The sequence below is a fragment of the Nonomuraea sp. NPDC050733 genome (genome assembly GCF_040654215.1).
Classification (GTDB): Bacteria; Actinomycetota; Actinomycetes; order Streptosporangiales; family Streptosporangiaceae; genus Nonomuraea.
The window spans coordinates 1-21,668 of the sequence record NZ_JBFAHO010000072.1 but is presented as its reverse complement, the minus strand read 5'-3'; the positions used below and the strand labels follow the sequence as shown (position 1 = coordinate 21,668).

Below are 21,668 nucleotides of genomic sequence, written 5' to 3'. Positions count from 1 at the left end.
CCCGGCAATCTCACCCCGCGTGAGGCGACGAGATACGAACCGGCCAGGAACTTCTTCGCGTGGATCGACTCCACTCCGCGCAGCTCTCCGTACGACATCCGGTCCAAGATCAAAGCTGCCAAGGTATGCCTTGCTCGGCATCGGCGGCACGGGCTCCGCGGTGGCGGCCGGACTGGTCTCCAGCGGTATCGGAGCTCTGCACATCGCCGACTTCGACACCGTCGAGGAACCGAACCTCACGCGCCAGCTCCTGTACACCGAGCAGGGTTCGTCCGTTCGGTCAACGGACAGCCACTACCGGATCCGGAGGCGAGCACTCCGCGCAGCCCGGGTCGGCCGCGCTCGAGCCGCACTCGGGCACCGTCGAGCCGGACATTTACATTCGGCATTGATGTGATCTGTTCAGGGTTCAGCACCGGCCCCTCGTGCCTGAGGAGGGCCGCGATCCGCCGCGGTCACGTGTGCCGTTCGCACACCGGTCTGCGCGTCACCGGCCAGTACGGAGAGTTACCGTTCGGCTGGTGCCGCGGGCCGGAGTGGGGTCTTCTTCGCGGCATGGGACCTACCGGGCGGGCAGAATCGGGGACGTGCGGATCGGGATGCTGGGGCCGTTGGAGCTCCGGGCGGATGACGGAACCCCTGTCGAGGTGGGCGGGGCGCGGCTGCGGGCGGCGCTGATCGTCCTGGCGCTCTCCCCCGGGCAGGTGGTGCCCATGGCGCGGCTGGTCGACGGGGTGTGGGGTGAGCGCCCGCCCGCCGGAGCGGTCAACGCGGTGCAGGCGCTGGTGTCGCGGCTGCGCCGGGCGCTGCCCTCGGTCCCGATCGAGTCCCACCCGGCCGGCTACTTCCTGGATGTCGAGCCGGACACGGTGGACGTCGTGCGGTTCGAGCGGCTGGCCGCGGCCGGGCGTTCCACGGCGGCGGGCGACCCGGCCGGCGGAGCGCGGATCCTGCGGGAGGCGCTGGCGCTGTGGCGCGGACCGGCGCTGGTGGACGTGGCGGGGGCGGACTTCTTCGCCGCACCGGTCGCCCGGCTGTCGGAGCTGCGGCTGTCGGTGCTGGAGGATCGGGTCGAGGCGGATCTCCGCGCGCTGTCGCTCGACGGGACGGGTGCCGCGTTGGTGGTGGAGCTGACGTCGCTGGTCGCCGAGCACCCGCTGCGTGAACGGCTGGCGGGGGCGCTGATGCGCGCGCTGTGCGCGGCCGGGCGCCGGGCGGAGGCGCTCGCCGTCTACGAGCGGGCACGTCGGGCCCTCGCCGAGACCCTGGGCGCGGATCCGTCGCCCGAGCTGTCAGCGCTGCACACCGCGATCCTGCGCGGCGAGGTGGCCGCCGCGCCCAGAGCCCCTGTTGCGGCGCGCGCGGCGGGCGCCGCAGCGAGTGCTCCCGGTGATGCGGTCCGGACGAATCTGCGGGTGCCGCTGACCGGGCTCGTCGGGCGGAGGCACGACCTGAAGCGGGTCGGCGACCTGCTGGACGGGCATCGGCTGGCCACGCTCACCGGTCCCGGCGGGTCCGGCAAGACACGGCTGGCCGGTGAGGCGGCCCGCGCGTTCCTCGGCCGGCGGCCTGGCGGGGTGTGGCTGGTGGAGCTGGCTCCGGTGCGGGAGGCGGCCGAGGTTCCGCGGGCGGTGCTGGCCGCGCTGCGGATCGGTGAGCAGGCGTGGGGAGGGCCCATACCCGAGGGCGACCCGGCCGACCGGCTCGTGGCCGCACTCCGGACCCGGGACCTGCTGCTTGTCCTGGACAACTGCGAGCATCTCGCCGACGCGGTGGCGGCGCTCGCCGACCGGCTGCTCGGCGAGTGCCCCGAGCTGCGGATCCTGGCCACGAGCCGCGAGCCCCTGGGTCTGACCGGCGAGGCGCTGTGGCCGGTCGAGCCGCTCGCCCTGCCGCCGGAGGGCGCGGGCGCCGCCGAGGCGATGACGTACCCGGCGGTCAGGCTGCTGGCTGAGCGGGCGCGGGCGGCGAACCCCGGGTTCGAGGTGAACGAGGGCACGGCGGCGGCCGTGGTGCGGATCTGCCGGGCGCTGGACGGCATGCCGCTGGCCATCGAGCTGGCGGCGGCACGGCTGCGCACGATGACCGCCGAGCGGCTGGCCGAACGGCTGGGCGACCGGTTCCGGCTGCTCACCGGCGGCAGCCGGGTCGCGCTGGCCCGGCACCGTACCCTGCGGGCGGTGGTCGACTGGAGCTGGGACCTGCTCTCGGACGAGGAGCGGGCGCTGCTACGGCGGCTCGCCGTCTTCTCCGGCGGCGCGACACCGGAGGCCGCCGAGCGGGTCTGCACGGACGAGGGCGCGACAGCGGAGGCCGCCGGGCAGGTCTGCCCGGACGGCGGGGCCACAGCCGAGGTCGCCGAGCGGGTCCGCGCGGACGGCGGCGTCGTCATCGGACGGGCGGTGGGCGAGGCCGGGAGTGGTGAGCGGGTGCTCGCGCTGCTGTTCGGGCTGGCCGACAAGTCGCTGCTGGTGGTCTCCGACGACGAGGGGCCGCGGTTCGGGATGCTGGAGACGATCCGGGAGTACGCCCTGGAGCGGCTGCGCGAGGCCGGCGAGCTGGAGCGGGTGCGCCGCGCCCACGCGGCCTGGTTCGCCGCGTTCGCCGAGGCCGCCGACCCGGAGCTGCGCCGCGCCGGCCAGGCCGTGTGGCTGCGGCGGCTCGCCGCCGAGCGCGCGAACGTGGACGCCGCCGTGCGCGACGCCCTCGCCGCCCGCGACCGCGCGACCGCGGTACGGCTGGTGGCGGCGATGGGCTGGTGCTGGTTCCTCGACTGGTCGCTGAGCGGCCACAAGGCGGAGGGGGCACGGCTGGCCGCCGAGGTGCTGGCCATGCCCGGCGTGGGCCTCCCGCACGAGGGCCCAGCGGAAGGAGCGGTGGACGGCAGGGTCGTGGCGGCGGCGTGTGCCGTCGCCGCGCTGTTCGAGCTGAACGGGCACGGCGACGAGCGGCGGGCCGGGGAGTGGATCCGGGCGGCCGAGGGGATCGCGGCGCGGACCTGGTGTCCCCACCCGCTGGCCCGCCTGATCGGACCGCTCAGCCGCATGCCGGCCGACTCCGGCGCGATGCAGGCCGGGGCGGTGCAGGCCGGGGCGGTGCAGGCCGGGGCGGTGCAGGCCGGGGCGGTGCAGGCCGGGGCGGTGCAGGCCGGGGCGGTGGAGGCCGGGGCGGTGGAGGGGCTGTTCGCCGATGAGGACCCGTGGGTGCGGGCCATGGCGCGGATGAACCAGGCCCTCAGCTGGGTCGAGGCCGGGCGCCGGCACGGTGAGGCGGAGGCGGCTCTGGAGAGCGCCCTGGCCGGGTTCCGGGCGATCGGGGAGCGGTGGGGCGTCTCCTCCGCGCTCACGGCGCTGGGCGGGCTGGCCTCCTGGCGGGGTGACCTGGAAGGGGCGGCGGGTCGTTACGAGGAGGCGATCGCCGTGGTCACCGAGGTGGTGCCCGGCGAGGACGTGTGGCAGCTGCGGCTGAAGCTGGCCCACCTGCGGTGGCTGGGCGGCGACGCGGACGGCTGCGCGGCGGCCCTGGCGCGGGCCGAGCGGGACACCGAGCGGATCGGCCTGCCCGACGGGCGGGTGGCGGTCGCGTACACCAGGGCGGAGCTGGCCCGCTGGGCCGGTGACCCCGGCGCGGCCCGCGCGTACCTGGGCCGGGCCGAGGAGCTGGCGCGGGACATCCCGGTGAGCTGGGGGTTCCGGGCGATGGTGCTGGACTCGCTGGCGTACCTGGACGCGCTGGCCGGTGACCTGGAGGCTGCGCGCGCCCGTCGCGCCGCCGCGCTGCCCTGGGCGTTGCGGTCGATGAGCGCCCCGGCGGTCGGGCTGCTGCTGGTGGGCGTCGCCGACCTGGCCCTGCGGCGCGGGCGGCCGCGCGAGGCGGCGCGGCTGCTGGGAGCGAGCCGCGCCGTACGGGGCACACCGGATCTGTCGCAGCCCGACGCGGCGCGCGTGGAGGCGGCCGCCCGGGACGCGCTCGGCGACGAGGGGTACGCCGAGGCCGAACGGGACGGCCGGGACGCGACGTTCGCGACGGTGCGGGAGCTTGTCGCGCCCACCCTGGCGCCCTGAAGCTACATGCCCGGGGGCACCGGGGTGAGGAGGTGGTCCCGCGGCGGCTCGACGCCGAGCAGGTGCCGTACGAGGAAGTCCCACTTGCGGCGGTTGACGTAGTGCTCGTAGCCGGCGAACACGTGGTCCGCCCCCGGCACCACCAGCAGCTCGAAATCCTTGTCCGCGGCGATGAGCCGCTCGGCCAGGCGCAGCGTCTGGTGCGGCGAGACCTGCGTGTCGAGGCCGCCGTGGACGAGCAGCAGCCTCCCGGCGAGCCGGTCGGCGAGGTCCACGTTGGACGCGGCGGCGTACGTCTCCTCGTCGTACGGCCCGTTGTACGCCTCGGTCGTGCCCGGATCGCCGAACCGGGGGTCGTGCGGGCCGGCCTCGGCCACCCCCACCGTGAAGACGTCCGGATGGTCGAGCATGGCCCGGACGGCGGCGTGACCGCCCGCGGAGATGCCGAACACCCCGACCCGATCGAGGTCCATCCACGGCCGGTCCGCGCCGAGCTGACGGAGGGCGGCGACGTGGTCGGCCAGACCGCCGTCGCCGAGCCGCCGGTACGACGCGTCGTGGAACTCCTTGCTGCGCCCCGGCGTCCCGCGCCCGTCGAGGGCGATCACGACGAACCCGAGCGCCGCCACCGCCTCGGCGTCGTAGCCGTGCCAGCCCGGGTCGAACGAGGGGCTCACCCGGGTCACCGCCGGGAAGGGGTACAGGTGGTGGAGCACCGGATAGCGCCGGGCGGGGTCGAACCCGTGCGGCCGGTACAGCACCCCGTACACGTCGGTCCGCCCGTCCGCCGCCTTGACGCGGAACCGCTCCGGGGCGCTCCAGCCGGCCGCGACGAGCCCCGTGATGTCGGCGCGCTCCAGCTCGACCAGCACGCTCCCGTCCCGGCCGAGCACGCGGGTCACGGGGGGCGTGCCGGTGGTGGAGGCGGTGTCCACGACGTACCCGCCGCCGGGCGGCACGACGGCCGCGTGGTCCAGGTCATCGCCGGTGATCCGCTCCACGCCGGAGCCGTCCAGCCCGGCCCGGCACACGGTACGGCGGTACGGGTCGCCGGGGACGAGCCCGGAGGCGGTGAAGGTGACGACCCGGCGCGCCTCGTCCACGTGCAGGATCTCCTGGACCGCCCACTCCCCCGACGTCACCTGGTGACGGAGCTCGCCGGTGCGCGCGTCGTACAGGTAGAGGTGGCCCCAGCCGTCACGCTGCGAGTACCACAGCACCTCGTCCCCGCCGAAGTCCCCGTTGAAGTCCCCGTTGAAGTCCCCGTTGAAGTCCCCGTTGAAGTCACTGCCGGAGCCGCTGCCGGACAGGACGCGCACGAGGTGGGGCCGGTCGAGCCGCTGCGACGGCTCCACCCGCGTGGCCCCGCTCTCCTCCACCAGGGTCGTCACCTCGCCGGTGGCCGGGTCGAGCCGGCGCAGCCGCAGGGTCCGCGCGTCGCGGGAGCGGCTCAGGTAGTGGACGGCCGAGCCGTCCTCCGACCACCACGCCCATCTCAGCAGGATCGGCGACATCGTCGGCATGGCCTCCGGCTCCGCGCGGGCGGGCACGGCCGCGCCCGAGGCCACGTCGAGCACGACCAGCTCGGCCTCCGGAAGCCTCTCGTCACCGGGGTACGGCTGGCGCAGCGTCACCAGTCGCGGCTCGCCGCCGTCCGCCGGCATGGCCTCCGTCAGGTGCGTGAGCCGTACGCCGTCCTGGACGGTGCGGTGCGTCAGCACGCGGGTGGAGTCGGGGGACCAGGCCACCGCGGGAGGCGCGTGCGGCAGGCCGAGGCGCTTCAGGAACGGGGAGTACATGAAGAAGTCGGGGCTCGCGCCGTAGTCGTGGTCCGCGTCGCCGTCGGCGGTCAGCGGCCGTTCCCCGCCGTCCTCCAGGGACCGGACCCACAGGTCGTGGCCGCGGCGGAACACCGCGAGCCGCCCGTCGGGCGAGCGCGCCTCCAGGGGGCCGGTCGGCGGCGGGCCGGGGACGCGCTCGCACGCCGAGCCGTCGGCCCGGCACCGCCAGCGCTCCCCGAACGCGTCGAACTCCACCTCGCCGCTCTCCGCGCCCGGCGGACCGGTGAGGAAGTCGAGGGCGGCGATCGGCAGCGCGCGGGCGTCCACCTGCCGTCCCGACGCCTCCGCGAGCGCGGCCGCGACCTTGTCGTGGTCGAACGCGGGCTCCCGCGTGCCCGCCTCCGGGTCCACGAGGACGAACCGCGTGCCCTCGGCGGCGTCCACCGCGTACCAGAAGCGGGCTCCCCCGTCGATCCACCGGGGCGTGATCTCGCCGCCGCGGACGAGCCGGCGGCGGTTGTGGCGGAGCAGCAGCTCGGCGGCCTGGTAGGCGGACGCGTCCAGGCGTGCCGGCGTGTGGGGGAGGGTCGGCGTGTGGGGCAGGGTCATGGCGGGGCTTCCTCTCCTGCGGGGACCGCGTCCTGTCCGCGGCCCTCTCCGTCGGGTCACCGTGATGCTCGCGGGGGCCGCCGACAGCCGCTTGAGCGATCGTTGACAGATCGCTGACACGCCCGCGCGGAGGGCGGGTGGAGGCCGTCACATCCGCCCGTGCGGAGGGCGAGTGGCGGTGGTCACATCAGCCCGCGCGGACGGCGGGCGGGGGCCGTCACATCCGCCCGCCCGGATGTGTCAGAGTCATGACGGCACACACACATGAAGGAGAAGACCCCGATGACCCCGGCCCCGCCGCCCCGTACCGCACTCCGGCGCAAGCAGGACGTCCTCGACCGGCTCGCCGGTGACGTCGACGCCTGGGTGTCCACCGCCGGCCCCGACGGCTGGCAGCCGCACCTGGTGCCGCTGTCGTTCCTGTGGGACGGCGCCACCCTGCTCCTGTCCACGGGGGCGGACAGCCCCACGGGCCGCAACCTGCGGGACGGCGGGCAGGTCCGGCTCGGGCTCGGCCACACCCGCGACGTGACCGTGATCGAGGGGTCCGTCGAGACCGTGCCGCCCGCCGGGCTGCGGGAGGGGGAGGGCGACGCCTTCGCCGTCAAGACCGGCTTCGACCCGCGCGCGCTCTCGACGCCGTACCTCTACTTCCGCGTCACGCCGCTGCGGATCCTGGCGTGGCGGGAGGAGAACGAGCTGAAGGGCCGCGAGCTGATGCGCGACGGCCGCTGGACCGTGGCCTGAGGCATGGTGCCCGCGTCTGCGGGGCGGCGGCCTCCAGGATGGCGCGTCATGACCGTTCCAGCCGTCTCCCGGCTGCGCAGGGACTCGGCCCTGCGGGCGGCCCGGCGTCCCCGGCGGCCGGAGCTGGCCGCCGTCGGCGACGTGGAGGGGCCGGGCGGGCTCCGGCTCCGCCACTACCGGCCCTCCCCCGAGGCGCGGCCGCTGGTGGTGTTCCTGCACGGCGGGGCCTGGGTGATCGGCGACCTGGACACCCACGACCCCACCTGCCGGCGCCTCGCCGCGCGCTGCGACGTCGAGGTGCTGGCCGTGGACTACCGGCGCGCCCCCGAGCACCCCTACCCCGCGGCCGTCGACGACGCGGTCGCGGTCCTGCGGTGGGCCCGGCCGGCGGCGGTGGCCGGTGACAGCGCGGGCGGGTACCTGGCGACGATGGCGTGCCTGCGGCTGCGGGACGAGGGCGGGCCGCTGCCGGCCGCGCAGATCCTCCTCTGCCCGAACACCGACCTGACGCTGTCGATGCCCAGCGTCGCGGAGAAGGGGTCCGGGTACGGGCTCGACGCCGGTTTCCTGTCCTGGGCCGTGAGCCGGTGGACGTCCGGCCCGGCGGTCCGTGACGACCCGCGGGCGAGCCCTCTGACGGCGGCGGACCTGCGCGGCATGCCGGACAGCATCGTCGTTACGGCGGAGCACGACCCGCTGCGCGACGAGGGCGACGCGTACGCGCGGCGGCTGGCCGAGGCGGGGGTGCGGGTGACGCACCGGCAGGAGCCGGGGCTCGTCCACGGCTTCATCCAGAACATGGACCTCACCTCGCCCGAGGCCGCCGCCGCCCACGAGCGGCTCTTCCGCGACATCGCCGGTGTGCTGGGCGGCCGGGCGGGTCACTCGGCCCCGCGATAGGCGTACAGGTCGTCGACGAACTTGCGCTTGAGCGCCGGCACACGCGGTCCACGACGGTGAATTGACGCGCTCTCCGGGCTGAAGCCCGGAGATTCTCGCCCGTGCCGTATGGGTTCATGCGGCACCTCGAAGGCTTCCTCGTTCATCGGGCCGCGCCACCACACCTGGTGGTCTTACCTGCCCTCCGGAGGCGTTTAGCCTCTCCGCCCGTCCGGCGGCGAGGATGTTGATCGCGGCGTTGACGTCCCGGTCGTGGTGTGCCCCACACGAGCAGTCCCACTCCCGTACAGCCAGCGGCATCTGCCCGGCGAGCGTCCCGCAGACCGAGCAGAGCTTGGAGGAAGGAAACCATCGGCTGACCTTGGCGAAGGTCCTGCCGTACAGTTTCGCTTTGTACTCCAGCATGTTCACGAACGCCGACCACCCGGCATCGTGCACGCTCTTGGCCAGCCTCGTGCGCGCCAGTCCGCCTACCGCCAGGTCCTCCACGAACACCGCTTGATTCTCGCCGATGATCCGCGTGGAGAGCTGGTGGTGGAACTCGCGCCGCGCGTCGGCGACCTTGACATGCTGGCGGGCGACCTTGATCCGGGCCTTGTCGCGGTTCTTGCTGCCCTTGTCTTTGCGCGACAGTGCCTTGTGCAGCTTGCGGAGTTTCTTCTCCGCCCGGCGCAGGAACCGGGGCGAGTCGATCTTCCGCCCGTCGGCCAGCACGGCGAAGTGCCCCAGCCCCAGATCGAGCCCGGTCTCGGCCTCCACCGGCGGCAAGGGGCGTTCGGTGACCTCGACGACGAACGAGGCGAAGTACCGGCCCGCCGCGTCCTTGATCACCGTCACGCTGGACGGGACCGACGGCAGGCGCCGCGACCAGCGCACCGCGACCTCGCCGATCTTCGGCAAGGTCAGCTTCTCCCCCACCTTGAACCGGGCGTTCCTGGTGAACCGGATCGCCTGCCGATTGTCCTTCTTGGACCGGTACCGGGGCGCGGCGACCTTCGGCCCCTTGCGCTTGCCGCTGAGACTGGCGAAGAAGTTGCGGTAGGACATGCAGGCGTCAGCCAGGGCCTGCTGGAGCACGACCGCCGACACCTCCCCCAGCCACGCCCGATCCGGGCGCTGCTTGGCCTCGGTGATGACGCGCTTGGACAGTTCGCCGTCGCTGATGAACGGCAGGCCGTCGGCGTGCGCTTGACGGCGGGCCGTGAGCGCGTCGTTGAACACCACCCGTGCGCACCCGAACGCCCGTGCCAGCGCGATTCGCTGTATCGGGGTCGGGTCCAGCCGGAAGGAGTAACGAAGCCGCACGAGGCGCATCCTACAGTTGGCCTATGACCGAACACAGCGAGATCCGGACCGGCAGACACTGCGTCTTCCTGCTCCACGCCCATTTGGTTTTCATGACGAAGTCCCTCGGCACCGAGTCTTCACCGCCACCCACCTGACCCGCATGGAAGAGATCATGAGATCGGTGTGCGCCGACTTCGAAACCCAGCTGACCGAGTTCAACGGCGGCAACAACCACGTACACCTGCTGGTCGACTTCCCACCCAAGATCGCCATCTCGAAGCTGGTCAACAGCCTCAAAGGGGTGTCCTCACGACGGATGCGTCAAGAGCTCCCCGAACTCGCCCGCCACTACTACCGGGCCAACAAACTGTGGTCGGGCTCCTACTTCGCCGGGTCAGTGGGCGGCGCACCCCTGCCCCTCCTACGCCAGTACATCGAGCAACAGAACCGGCCCACCTGAACGGGTGGACGCCGATTCACCTGACGGCGAATCAGCTGTTCCTGCCCCGCTACACGGGCTTGTCGGCTCCACCCCTGGCCCGAAGGCCGGAGCACCACCGACGACTCCGGTAGCCGCGCATCCCGGCCAGCAGGGCGCGTCCGATGACCGGCTTGTGCGCGGCGCCGTCGCCGTCCATGGGGCTCAGCGAGTCCTTCACGCGGGCGAAGCCGTACGGGTTCATCTCCCGCTCGTAGGCGGCGACGGCGTCGAGCGCCGGCTTGCCGCAGGTCAGCTCCCGGCACAGCAGCATGGCGTCGCGCAGCGCGGTGTTGGCGCCGACGCTCTGGCCGAGGGTCATCGTGTGGATCGCGTTCAAGAGAATTCCGGGCGAGCTCCGCGACGCCATGGACGAGGAGATGCGGCTGATGCAGGCCGCGGTCGACTCCTTCGACGAGGCGGCCGCCGATGTCCTCGGCGTGAACCGTACGGACCTGAGGTGCCTGGACATCCTCGCCCAGGGCCCGGTCACCCCGAGCGTGCTAGAGCCGGCGCTCGGCCTGACCACGGGCAGCGTCACCGCGATGCTCGACCGGCTGGAGAAGCTCGTCGTCGGCCAGGCGTCGGGGCGCGCGCCGGTAGCCGCGCCCACGCGGAGCGGGCGCGGCCACCGTCGTCGCCGGGCTGCTCGCCGCCGCCCTCTGGTGACGAAGGTCTCAGGGCAGCGGGAACCTCAGGACACGTAGAGCCGCAGGTGATCGGCCGTCAGGGAGGTGCCCGTGGCCACCAGGTCGGCCGGGGTCCCCGCGAAGACCACCCGGCCGCCGTCGTGGCCGGCTCCCGGTCCCAGGTCCACGATCCAGTCGGCGTGGGCCATCACCGCCTGGTGGTGCTCGATGACGATCACCGAGTTGCCGTCGTCCACCAGCCGGTCCAGCAGCCCGAGCAGCTGGTCCACGTCCGCCAGGTGCAGTCCGGTGGTCGGCTCGTCCAGGACGTACGTCGTGCCGTTGCGGGCCATGTTGATGGCCAGCTTGAGCCGCTGCCGCTCGCCGCCCGACAGAGTGGTGAGCGGCTGCCCGAGCGTGAGATAGCCGAGGCCGGCGGCGGCGAGCCGGTCGAGGATCGTCCGCGCCTGGCCGGAGCCGAAGAACTCGAGCGCCTCCGCCACCGGCATGGCCAGCACCTCGCTGATGTCGCGGCCCCGCAGCCGGTACGCGAGGACCTCCGGCGTGAACCGCCTGCCCTCACACTCCTCGCACACCGACGCCACCTCGGCCATCATGGCCAGGTCCGTGTAGACGAGGCCGATGCCCTTGCAGGCCGGGCAGGCGCCCTCGGAGTTGGCGCTGAACAGGCTCGCCTTCACCCCGTTGGCCTTGGCGAACGCCGTCCGGATCGGGTCGAGCAGCCCGGTGTAGGTGGCCGGGTTGCTGCGGCGCGACCCGCGGATCGGCGACTGGTCGGCGACCACGACACCCTCGCGTCCCGCGACGTACCCGTGGATGAGCGAGCTCTTGCCCGAGCCGGCGACGCCCGTGACGACGGTGAGGACGCCGAGCGGAAGGTCCACGCTCACGTCGCGCAGGTTGTGCCGCGTGGCGCCGCGGACGGGCAGGTGGCCGGTGGGGCGGCGGGTGTCCTGGCGCAGCTTGACGCGGTGGCTGAGGTAGCGGCCGGTCAGCGTGCCGGAGGCGCGCAGCCCGTCGAGGTCGCCGGCGTAGCAGACGTGGCCGCCCTGGGAGCCGGCGCCGGGGCCGAGGTCCACGACGTGGTCGGCGATGGCGATGGTCTCCGGCTTGTGCTCGACGACGAGCACCGTGTTGCCCTTGTCGCGCAGCCGCAGCAGCAGGCCGTTCATGCGCTGGATGTCGTGCGGATGCAGCCCCGCGGTCGGCTCGTCGAAGACGTACGTGACGTCGGTGAGGCTGGAGGTGAGGTGCCGCACCATCTTGACGCGCTGGGCCTCGCCGCCGGACAGGGTGGCGGACTTGCGGTCCAGGCTCAGGTAGCCGAGACCGATCTCGACGAGCGAGTCCAGCGTCTCCAGCAGCGTGTCGAGCAGCGGCTTGACCGAGGCGTCCCCGATGCCGCGGACGAACGCGGCCAGCTCGTCGATCTGCATGGCCGAGCAGTCGGCGATGCTGCGGCCGGCGACGAGGCTGGCGCGGGCGGCGTCGTTGAGCCGGGTGCCGTCGCAGGCGGAGCAGGGGGCGAGCTTGACCGCCCGGTCGGCGAAGGCGCGCGCCGCCGTCTGCATCGACTCGCGGTCCTTGGCGAGGTACAGGCGCCGGATCTTGGTGACGAGCCCCTCGTAGGTGAACGTGTTGGAGCCCATTTTGATCTTGGTTGCGGGCTTGTGGAGGAAGTCCTCCCACTGCTCCGGGGTGTAGTCGCGCAGCCGGGCGTCCGGGTTGAACAGGCCGGCGTTGGCGTAGAGCTGCCAGTACCACGTGTCCCTGGCGAAGCCCGGGGCCTTGATGGCGCCCTCGTTCAGGGACAGGTCGCGGTCGACCAGCTCGTCCACGTCGATCTCGGACGTCTTGCCGAGCCCCTCGCACACGGGGCACATGCCCTCGGCCCGGTTGAAGCTGAAGGCGAAGGGCGGGCCGGCGTGCGGCGCGCCGAGACGGCTGAACATGATCCGCAGCATGGTGTGGCAGTCGGTGGCGGTGCCGACGGTCGATCGGGCGTTGGCGCCCATCCGCTCCTGGTCCACGATGATCGCGGCGCTGAGGTTGCGCAGCGCGTCGACGTCCGGCCGGGCCTGGGAGGGCATGAAGTTCTGCAGGAACGCGGTGTAGGTCTCGTTGATGAGCCGGCGGGACTCCGCGGCGATCGTGTCGAAGACGAGCGACGACTTGCCGGAGCCGGAGACGCCGGTGAACACCGTCAGGCGCCGCTTGGGGATGTCGAGGGAGACACCCGCCAGGTTGTTCTCCCTGGCGCCGCGTACCTGGATGACGTCGTGGCTGTCGGCGGCCAGCTTGCTGGGGAGGGAGGAAGGCATGCCTGCAAGTGTGTCATTGACCTGCCGGTTGAGAGTTTCGGCGCGGTCACCGGGAGGGATGGGTGCCGAACCTTCAAACCGAGGGTCGGAGGCGGGCCAGGGAGTCGGGGGTGAGGCGGGCGGCGAGGGCCTCCAGCAGGGCGGTGACCTCCGTGACCTCGTCGTGGCCGGCGGGCTCGGCGCCGCCCAGCGCGAGCGCCAGCGCGGGCTCGATCGGCGCCGCGCGCACCTCGGCCACCCGGTCGGACAGCTTGGGCGCGTGCCTGATCACGGTCCTGCGCCGGTCCCGGGGGTCGGGCTCGGTCACCACGGCGCCCGCCTCGCGCAGGCGGGCCACGGAGGCCGACACGGCGCTCTGCGGCAGGCCGGTGCGGGCGACGATCTCGCCCACCGAGGTGTCGGGGTGGCTCCGGACGTCGCTGACGACGATGAGGACGGTGCGCACGCTCGTGGTCTGCGGCCCGATGCCCTCCGTCGGCATGGCCTCCTCGCCGATCTTCATCAGCGTGCGCCCCAGCAGGAACAGGTCCACAGCGTTCATGACCCCACAATACATCGAATTTGATGAGTTACGCCTCAGCTCGGCGAGGGGCCGGGAGAGCGAGCGGGCGGCGGGTCGATGCCGAGCTGCTCGGCGCGGACGAGCCCGGCAGCGGCGTCGGGGACCAGGCCGAGGCTGACCGTGTTGCGGCCGAGCAGGGCGTTGAGCGCCCAGCCGGCGCGCGACGTACTCCGTCCCGGCCAGCCCCGCGCCGACCACGACGAACGTGGGGCACGCCTGCCGCTCCGGCCCGTCGGGCAGGCCATCGGCCCGCTCCAGCTGGGCCAGGACGCGGTCGCGCAGGTACACCGCCTCGATGACGGTCTTGAAGCCGTGGGCGTACTCGCGCAGCCCCGGGACGTCGCGGACGCGGGTGACGCTGCCCGGGGCGAGCACCAGGCGGTCCCAGGAGAGGGTGGACAGGCCGCCGTCGTGGTGGCGGACGGTCACCGTGCGGCTGCCCAGGTCGGCGCCGGTGACCTGGCCGGTCCGCAGGCGGGTGCGCCGCAGCGACCGCAGCGGCACGGCGACGTCGGCCGGGTTGACGGTGCCGGCGGCGACCTGCGGCAGCAGCGGCGTGTACAGGTGGTAGTCGGTACGGCTGACCAGGACCAGCTCGGCCGCGCCGGGCGGGAGCAGCCGCTCCAGGCCGCGCAGGCAGTGGTAGCCGCCGAACCCCGCTCCGACGACCACGATCCTGGGCTTGGGCATCGTTTCCTCCCTCCAGGTGCCTGGCCGTCCCGTGGCCGGTTCAATCCCGGCTTTGAGGCATCCATGGCGGCCGTTGGCGTTTCCGGGGCCACCCGCGGGAGGTGACGGCGGGAGGGGTTCTAGGCTGGAAGACATCGGCCGGTCTCCTCGGTGGGAGACCTTCCTCCGGAGGCGCCGGCCGGTGGAGCAGTCATGGCCGTGGTGAGCGAGTCCACGTTCGTCGGCCGCAGGCACGAGGTGGCCGCGGCTCGGAAGGCCCTTGCCCGGGCCAGGCTGCTCACGCTGACCGGCACGGGAGGCGTCGGCAAGAGCCGCCTGGCGCTCAGGGTCGCCGCCACCCTTCGCGGCGCCTTCCGCGACGGGATCGAGGTCGTGCAGCTCTCCTCCCTGGAGGCCGGCGAGCTGCTGGCGCCGACGGTCGCCGCGGCGCTGGGGCTGCGCGACTGCGAGTCCGACCCCATGGCGCTGCTGGAGGACCACCTGGCCGGGCGGCGGATGCTGCTCGTGCTCGACAACTGCGAGCACCTGCTGGAGGCGTGCGCCCGCTTCGCGGCCCGGGTCCTGCGCGAGGCGCCGAGGCTGCGGATCCTCACCACGAGCAGGCAGAGGCTGGGCGTGTACGGCGAGCACGTGCTCCCCGTGCCGTCCCTGCCGGTTCCGGACCAGGGGCTGCCGCCGCACGTCATAGCCCGGCACGACGCCGTGCGGCTGTTCGCCGACCGGGCGGCCGACGCCTCGCCGGGGTTCCGGCTGACCCGGGAGAACGCCGCGGACGTGGCCATGCTCGCCCGGCGCCTCGACGGGCTGCCGCTGGCGATCGAGCTGGCGGCGGCCCGGCTGCGCACGGTGCCGCTCGAACGGCTGGCGCGTGAGCTGGACGAGCACCTGCAGGCCGTGACGTCGCCGGCCACGCTGCCGCCGCGGCAGCGGACGCTGCGCGCGACCATGGAGTGGAGCTACCGCCTGTGCTCGGCCGGCGAGCAGCGGCTCTGGGCCCGGCTCTCGATGTTCCCCGCGGGGGCCGGCCTGGAGACGGCCGAGGCGGTGTGCGCCGGCGGCGAGGTGGACCGGAGCGAGGTGCTCGACCTGGTGGCGGGGCTGGTCGACAAGTCGGTCCTCGTCGGCGAGCAGGCGGAGGGCGGCGTCAGGTACCGGATGCTGGACACCATCCGCGCGTACGGCTACGAGCGGCTGGCCGGCGAGGAGGAGCGGGAGCTGCGTGAGCGCTACCTCGGCCACCACCGGGACCTCGTGGCCCGCAACCGGATCCACGAGACGGTCCCCGACCAGCCGGAGCGCTACCGGCTGCTGCGGCGGGAGCTGCCCAACCTGCGCGCCGCGATCGAGCCGTGCTTCGGCGGGCCGGGGCCGCCCGCTGTGGGGCTGGAGATGGCCGCGGCGCTGTGGTCGTTCTGGCTGCTGTCCGGCTCCGCCACGGAAGGGCGGTACTGGCTGGAACGCGGCCTGGACCGGGTGACCGCGCCGGGCCGGGACCGGGCGACGGCGCTGTGGGTGTACAGCATGCTGGCGCTGCGCCAGGGCGACCCCGCCGCGGCGGCCCCCCGGCTGGAGGAGTGCAGGGCGCTGGTCCGGCGCGAGGGGTTCGCGGACGTGCTCCCGTACGCGGTGCGGACCAGCGGCGTGGCCGCGTTCTCCACCGGCGAGCCGGGGCGCGGGCTCGCGCTGCTGGAGGAGTCGCTGGCGCTGCACCGAGCGGCGGGCGACCTCGACGGGGTGGTGTTCAACCTGTACTACGTGGCGGCGTACGGGGCGAGCCAGAGCCCCGGGCGGGCGGCGGAGTGCGGCGAGGAGATGCTGGCGCTCTGCGAGGAGCACGGGGCGCCCGTGACCCGCTCGTACGCGCAGCTCGTGCTGGGCATCGTGCTGTGGAACCTCGGCGACCTGCGGCGGGCCGAGGAGCTGGTGGGCGAGGCGGCGGGGTTCACCCGCGACATCGACGACAAGTGGTGCCTGACGCAGTGCGTGGAGGTGCTGGCGTGGGCGGCGGGCGCCCACGGCGACCACGGGCGGGCGGCCCGGCTGCTGGGCGCCGCGCACGCCCTGTGGCAGTCCGTGGACGCCTCCCCGATCCGGCTGTCGTACCACGCGCCGTGGCACGAGCGGTGCGCGGCGCGGGCCCGGTGCGCCCTCGGGGTACGGGCGTACGAGGCGGCGTTCCGGGAGGGCGTCCGGCTGGGCCTCGATCCGCGGCTTCTCACAGGTTCCGGCAGGCAGGGGGCTCATCACGCGTCCGGGAGGGTATGACTGAACCTGACATGGCCACGGGGGCGACGACTCCACGGGCAACGGGAAACCTGCCCGTCGAGTTGACCAGTTTCGTGGGGCGCCGGCAGGAGCTGACCGAGGCGCGGCGCCTGCTCTGCGCTGGGCGGTTGCTGACGCTGAGCGGCGTGGGCGGTGTCGGGAAGACGAGGCTGGCGCTGCGGCTGGCCGCCGAGACGGCGCGGAGCTTCCCGCACGGGGTCTGGCTGGCCGACCTCGCCCCGCTCGCCGCCGGGGAGCTGCTCGGCGAGACGGTCGCCCAGGCCATAGGCTGCCCCCGCAACGACCTGGAGGGGCTGCGCGAGCATCTGCGCGGCCGGCGGACGCTGCTGGTGCTCGACAACTGCGAGCACCTGCTGCCCGAGTGCGCCGCCCTGGTGGGCGAGCTGCTCGCGGCCGGGCCCGGCGTGCGGATCCTCACCACCAGCCGGCAGCCGCTGCACGTGGCCGGCGAGAGTGTGCTGGAGGTACCGCCGCTGACGGTGCCGGGCGCCCCGGGGACCGTACCGGCTCCTGCCGGGACCGCGCCGGGCGCGCTGGAGACCGTGCCGGACGGGCGGCCTGGCCCGGCGCTCACACCCGTCCCGGGACCGGCGTCCGCAGCGGCTCCGGGACCCGCGTCCGGACCGGCGGCCGACGCGGCGTCCGGTGGGCCCGAGGTGGCCGCGGCCGTCGCCGGGACGGACGCGGAGGCGGGCCCCGGGCCGGCGCCGGAGGTGCTGTCGGAGGCGGTCAGCCTGTTCGCCGACCGGGTGACGGCCGTGCTGCCGGACTTCACGGTCGACGCGGGCAACAGCGTGGCGGTGACCCGGCTGTGCCGGCGGCTCGACGGCATCCCGCTGGCCATCGAGCTGGCGGCGGTCCGGATGCGCGTGCTGTCGGTCGAGCAGATCCTCGACCGGCTCAACGACCGGTTCCGGCTGCTCACCCAGGGCAGCCGGGGGGCGATGCCGCGCCAGCGGACGCTGCGGGCGCTCGTCGACTGGAGCTACGACCTGTGCACGCCCGCGGAGCGCGCCCTGTGGCAGGGGCTGTCGGTCTTCTCCGGGGGCTGGGACCTGGAGGCGGCGCAGCGGGTCTGCGCCTCGGACGAGATCGCCGGGGCTGCCGTGTCCGACGTGCTGACCGAGCTGGTCGACAAGTCGATCGTGATCCGCAGGGAGGACGCGGCCATGCCGCCCGGCGACGGGTACGGTGTCCGCTACGACATGCTGGAGACGCTGCGCCAGTACGGCGAGGAGCGGCTGGCCGAGTCGGGCCGGCGCACGGCGCTGCGGCTGCGCCACCGCGACTGGTGCCGCGAGCTGGCCGAGCGGGCCGAGGCCGAGTGGTTCGGCGAGCACCAGATGCGCTGGCTGGCCCGGCTCCGCCTCGAACAGGCCAACGTGCGCGCCACCCTCGAGTTCTGCCTGAGCGAGCCGGGGCAGGCGTGGGCCGCGCTGGAGATCGGCGCGGCGATGTGGAGCCACCGGCTGTCGTGGACGTCGCCGAGCGAGGGACACCACTGGCTGGAGCGGGCACTGGCCGCCGAGACCCCGGCCGGCTCCGAGCGGGCCAAGGCGCTCTGGGTGGACGCCTGGCTGGTGCTGCTGCGGGGCGACGCCGCGGCCGCGCGGCCGTTGCTGGAGGAGTGCCGGGCGCTGTCCGAGCGGCTCGGCGACGAGGCCCAGCTCGCCGGGGCGGTGCACATCACCGGCTTCGCGGCGCTGCTCGCCGGTGCCTTCCCGCGCGCCTTCACGCTGCTGGAGGAGGCGCTGGAGCGGCGGCGGGCGCTCGGCCACCGGGGCCACGCCTGGGTCGCGCTGCTCCAGCTCGCGATGGCCGCCGTGTTCATGAACTCGCCCCGCTCGTCCGCGCTGTGCGAGGAGGTCCTGGAGACGGCCCGGCGTGAGCGCGCGGAGTGGTCGGTGTCGTACGGCCTGTGGATCGTGGCCCTGGACCGGTGGCGGCGGGGCGACGCGCAGGCGGCCGCCGCCATGATGCGTGACGCGATCCGCGTCAAGGTGCGCTGCCACGACCACCTCGGTCTCGCCCAGTGCCTGGAGGGGCTGGCGTGGATCCTGACCGGCGAGGGGGCTCGGCCGCGCGCCGCCGAGCTGCTCGGCGCCGCCCACATGGTGTGGCGGTCGATCGGGACGTCGCTGTCGGGGCTCGGTCACCTGGCGGGCCTGCACGACCGGTGCGAGGAGCTGCTGCGGCGCGGGCTGGGCGACGAGGAGTTCACCGCGGGCTTCCTGCGCGGCTCGGAGCTCACGCTGGACGCCGCGGCGGCGTACGCGCTGGAGGGCGGGCCCCCGCTCGACGCCGGTGACGCCGAGCAGGAGCCCGGTGTCGCGGCCGTGCTGACCCGCAGGGAGCGGGAGATCGCCGAGCTGGTGGCGCGGGGGCTGAGCAACCGGCAGATCGCCGAGACGCTGGTGATCGCGCAACGCACCGCCGAGAACCACGTCGAGAACATCCTGCGCAAGCTGGGCTTCACCTCGCGCGCGCAGATCGTCCGCGCCTGGAACACTCGTCAAGCCGGCTGAACAAGCCCTTGACCTTTGGTTCTGTACGATGAACGGAACATCGGACGGGCCGTCGGAGCTTGCCCGCCGGGCGATCCGAGCCCCGCGGAGGGGCCTGTGCACGACTGCGCCAGCCACGATCTCGGCAGGGCCGAGCCGGAGCCGCTTGTCCGCGTCCGCGGGGTGCGCAAGCGGTTCGGCGGCATCCCCGCGCTCGACGGCGTCGATCTCGACCTGGCCCGCGGCAGCGTCCTGGCGCTGGTCGGCCGGAACGGCGCGGGCAAGTCCACCCTGATCAAGATCCTGGCCGGCGTGCACCGCGCCGACGCCGGGGAGGTGACGGTGGCCGGGCACCCGCTCGGCGGCCGGGCCGCGGCCGGCCGGATGTCGTTCGTCCACCAGGACCCCGGCCTGGTCGACTGGATGACCGTCGCGGAGAACGTCGCCCTGGGCGCCGGTTACCCCCGGCGCGGCGGCCTCATCTCCGCGCGCGGGACGCGTGCGCGCTGCGCGGCGGCGCTCGACGCGGTCGGCGCCCGGGTGGACCCCGGCGAGCGGGTGGGCGATCTCACCCGTGCCGAGCGGGCGCTGGTCGCCGTGGCCCGCGCGCTGGCCCGCGACACCGAGGTGATCGTGCTGGACGAGCCGACGGCGAGCCTGGGCGCGGCCGACCGCGACCGGTTGTTCGGCGTGCTGCGCGGGCTGCGCGCCCGTGGCCGCGGCGTCGTGTACGTGAGTCACCGGCTCGCCGAGGTGCGCGAGCTGGCCGACAGCGTGGCCGTCCTGCGCGACGGGCGCCTGGAGCGCTCCATCGTGGCGGGCGAACCCATCGACCACGACGACCTGGTGCGCGCCATCGTGGGAGGCGAGCCCGCCGTTCACCGCCGGCCGCGCCGGGAGCCGGGTGAGGTGGTGCTGAGCGTGCGCGGCCTGCGTACCGCGCTGGCCGGTCCGGTCGGCTTCGACCTGCGGGCCGGCGAGGCGATCGGCCTGACCGGGCTCGCCGGCGCGGGACACGTGGACGTGGGGCGGGCGCTGGCCGGCGTGCGGCCCGTCCTGGCCGGCCGGGTGCTGCTGGACGGGCGGCCCCATCTGCCGAAGTCGGCGCCGGAGGCCGTGGAGGCGGGTGCCGGCCTGGTCGCGGGCGACCGGCTGGAGGAGGGCGCCGCCCCCGGCCTCACCGTCCGGGAGAACGTCCTGGCCAACCCGCGCCTGCGCGGCGGCTCGCCGCTGACCTGGCTCGGGCCTCGCGAGGAGCGGGCGCGGGCCGCGGGCCTGCTGGCGCGCCTCGGGGTCTGTCCCGCCGACACGGAGCTGCCGTTCACCGCCCTGTCGGGTGGCAACCAGCAGAAGGCGCTGATCGGCCGCTGGCTGTGGACCGGACGGCGGGTGCTGATCCTGGAGGAGCCGACGGCCGGGGTGGACGTCGCGGCCCGGCCGGAGATCTACCGGCTGCTGGACGCCGCCCTGAGCGACGGCCTGGCGGCCGTGCTGGTCTCGGCCGACGCCGAGGAGATCACGCACGTCTGCGACCGCGCGCTCGTCCTGACGCGTGGCGCGGTGACCGCCGAGCTGGCCGGTGCCGCCCTGACCGTCACCGGGCTCACCCGCGCCGTCACCGGGACGGGCCGCTGATGGCCGCCGGAGGCCCGGCACCCCGGCGCCGGTCCGCACCCGGCCGGCTCGTCGGCGCCTACGGGCTGCTGATGCTGGCGGCCCTGCTGTTCGCGGTGTTCTCCCTGGTGCTGCCCGAGACCTTCCCCACCCTGGCCAACCTGCGGGTGGTGCTGTCCACGAACGCGATCACCGCGATCCTGGCGCTGGGCGCGATGGTGCCGATCGTCACGGGCAAGTTCGACCTGTCCATCGGGTACGGGATCGGCCTCTGGCACGTCGTGACGCTGAGCCTCGTCGTGTCGGCCGGCTGGCCGTGGCCGCTGACCTGCCTCGGCGTCCTGGCGGGCGGGGCGCTGGCGGGGGCGGTCAACGGGCTGCTCGTCGAGTTCGCCCGCATCGACTCGTTCATCGCCACCCTCGGCACCGGCAGCGTGCTGTACGCGATCACGGGGTGGGTGACCGGGGGCGCGCGGATCGTGCCGGGCCCCGAGGGGCTGCCCGGCGGGTTCACGAGCCTGACCGACGCGATGGCGCTGGGGCTGCCCGTGCTCGCGCTGTACGTCGTGGCGCTGACGGCGGCGCTGTGGGTGGTCCTCGAACGCCTCCCCCTCGGGCGCCACCTGTACGTCATCGGCTCCAACCCGCGGGCCGCCGAGCTGGCCGGCATCCGCACCCGCCGCCACGTCTGCGCGGCCTTCACCGTCTCGGGGGTGGTGACCGGCTTCGCGGGCGTCCTGCTCGCCGCCCAGAACCAGATCGGCAACCCGAGCGTCGGGCTGGACTACCTGCTGCCGGCGTTCACCGCGGCGCTGCTCGGCTCGTCCGTGATCCGGCCGGGCCGGCCCAACCCGCTGGGCACGGTGGTGGCGGTCGCCGTCCTGGCCGTCGGCCTGTCGGGGCTGGAGCAGCTCGGCGCGGAGTTCTGGGTGACGCCGCTGTTCAACGGGCTGACGCTGCTCGTGGCGGTGGGCCTCGTCGGCTACTCGGCCCGGCGGCGGCTGCGCGCCCGTCCTCCCGCGGAGAGCAGGGGAGCCTCATGAGCCCCGCCACGCTCGTGTGCTCCGGCCGCTTCGGGCGCGCCGCCGCCCCGCCCGTCCGCGCCACCGCCAGGCTCGTACGAGCCGTGGCCGCGCTGGTGCTCGCGGCCGGGCTGAGCGGCGGCTGCGCGGCCG

14 protein-coding genes and 1 pseudogene are annotated in these 21,668 nt (G+C 74.5%); 10 read left to right on the top strand and 5 right to left on the bottom strand.

Going from position 1 to position 21,668, the window contains the following annotated elements:
• Window positions 1-19 precede the first annotated feature (19 nt).
• Window positions 20-397 (top strand): ThiF family adenylyltransferase, encoded by a 378-nt coding sequence (locus AB0H64_RS43980; protein WP_357637644.1) that lies wholly within the window; start codon window positions 20-22, stop codon window positions 395-397.
• Window positions 398-587: 190 nt separating this feature from the next.
• Window positions 588-4,064, top strand: coding sequence for a BTAD domain-containing putative transcriptional regulator (locus tag AB0H64_RS43975; protein ID WP_357637642.1), 3,477 nt, complete (start codon window positions 588-590; stop codon window positions 4,062-4,064).
• A 2-nt stretch (window positions 4,065-4,066) separates the two neighbouring features.
• Here the strand turns inward: AB0H64_RS43975 and AB0H64_RS43970 are convergent, their stop codons facing one another.
• Window positions 4,067-6,454 carry a DPP IV N-terminal domain-containing protein gene (locus AB0H64_RS43970; protein ID WP_357637640.1) on the bottom strand — a complete coding sequence of 796 codons (2,388 nt, stop codon included), beginning with the start codon at window positions 6,452-6,454 and terminating at the stop codon, window positions 4,067-4,069.
• 282 nt (window positions 6,455-6,736) lie between these two features.
• Here AB0H64_RS43970 and AB0H64_RS43965 point away from each other — a divergent pair, with 282 nt between their 5' ends.
• Together AB0H64_RS43965 and AB0H64_RS43960 are read left to right on the top strand one after the other, a co-directional pair.
• Window positions 6,737-7,201: a pyridoxamine 5'-phosphate oxidase family protein gene (locus AB0H64_RS43965; RefSeq protein ID WP_357637637.1), complete on the top strand. Its 465-nt coding sequence runs from the start codon at window positions 6,737-6,739 to the stop codon at window positions 7,199-7,201.
• A gap of 48 nt (window positions 7,202-7,249) precedes the next feature.
• The gene (locus tag AB0H64_RS43960; RefSeq protein ID WP_357637634.1) at window positions 7,250-8,101 is read left to right on the top strand and encodes an alpha/beta hydrolase; all 852 of its coding nucleotides are present in this window, start codon (window positions 7,250-7,252) and stop codon (window positions 8,099-8,101) included.
• A 114-nt stretch (window positions 8,102-8,215) separates the two neighbouring features.
• On the opposite strand, the gene AB0H64_RS43955 is transcribed toward AB0H64_RS43960, so the two are convergent.
• On the bottom strand, window positions 8,216-9,406 hold the full coding sequence (locus AB0H64_RS43955) for a transposase (protein WP_357637632.1): 1,191 nt from the start codon (window positions 9,404-9,406) through the stop codon (window positions 8,216-8,218).
• Window positions 9,407-9,429: 23 nt separating this feature from the next.
• On the opposite strand from AB0H64_RS43955, the pseudogene tnpA reads away from it, so the two are divergent.
• A pseudogene (gene tnpA, locus AB0H64_RS43950) lies at window positions 9,430-9,848 on the top strand (IS200/IS605 family transposase).
• Between the two features lie 49 nt (window positions 9,849-9,897).
• Here tnpA and AB0H64_RS43945 read toward each other — a convergent pair.
• The gene (locus AB0H64_RS43945) at window positions 9,898-10,188 is read right to left on the bottom strand and encodes a hypothetical protein (protein WP_357637628.1); all 291 of its coding nucleotides are present in this window, start codon (window positions 10,186-10,188) and stop codon (window positions 9,898-9,900) included.
• Between the two features lies 1 nt (window position 10,189).
• Here AB0H64_RS43945 and AB0H64_RS43940 point away from each other — a divergent pair, with 1 nt between their 5' ends.
• Window positions 10,190-10,573, top strand: a complete 384-nt coding sequence (locus tag AB0H64_RS43940; protein ID WP_357637625.1) for a hypothetical protein — start codon at window positions 10,190-10,192, stop codon at window positions 10,571-10,573.
• On the opposite strand, the gene AB0H64_RS43935 is transcribed toward AB0H64_RS43940, so the two are convergent.
• Complete coding sequence (locus AB0H64_RS43935; RefSeq protein ID WP_357637623.1) at window positions 10,561-12,837, bottom strand: excinuclease ABC subunit UvrA; 2,277 nt, start codon at window positions 12,835-12,837, stop codon at window positions 10,561-10,563. The genes AB0H64_RS43940 and AB0H64_RS43935 overlap by 13 nt on opposite strands.
• Before the next feature lie 73 nt (window positions 12,838-12,910).
• On the bottom strand, window positions 12,911-14,089 hold the full coding sequence (locus AB0H64_RS43930; protein ID WP_357637620.1) for an FAD-dependent oxidoreductase: 1,179 nt from the start codon (window positions 14,087-14,089) through the stop codon (window positions 12,911-12,913).
• A gap of 192 nt (window positions 14,090-14,281) precedes the next feature.
• On the opposite strand from AB0H64_RS43930, the gene AB0H64_RS43925 reads away from it, so the two are divergent.
• The 4 genes from AB0H64_RS43925 (at window position 14,282) to AB0H64_RS43910 (ending at window position 21,536) form a co-directional block, all read left to right on the top strand.
• The gene (locus AB0H64_RS43925) at window positions 14,282-16,354 is read left to right on the top strand and encodes an AAA family ATPase (RefSeq protein WP_357637617.1); all 2,073 of its coding nucleotides are present in this window, start codon (window positions 14,282-14,284) and stop codon (window positions 16,352-16,354) included.
• Window positions 16,351-18,900, top strand: a complete 2,550-nt coding sequence (locus AB0H64_RS43920) for a LuxR C-terminal-related transcriptional regulator (protein WP_357637614.1) — start codon at window positions 16,351-16,353, stop codon at window positions 18,898-18,900. The genes AB0H64_RS43925 and AB0H64_RS43920 overlap by 4 nt, the downstream gene beginning before the upstream one ends.
• 96 nt (window positions 18,901-18,996) lie before the next feature.
• On the top strand, window positions 18,997-20,514 hold the full coding sequence (locus AB0H64_RS43915) for a sugar ABC transporter ATP-binding protein (RefSeq protein WP_357637611.1): 1,518 nt from the start codon (window positions 18,997-18,999) through the stop codon (window positions 20,512-20,514).
• A complete protein-coding gene (locus AB0H64_RS43910; protein WP_357637608.1) occupies window positions 20,514-21,536 on the top strand; it encodes an ABC transporter permease in 1,023 nt (340 codons plus the stop codon). The genes AB0H64_RS43915 and AB0H64_RS43910 overlap by 1 nt, the downstream gene beginning before the upstream one ends.
• Window positions 21,537-21,668: the final 132 nt, after the last annotated feature.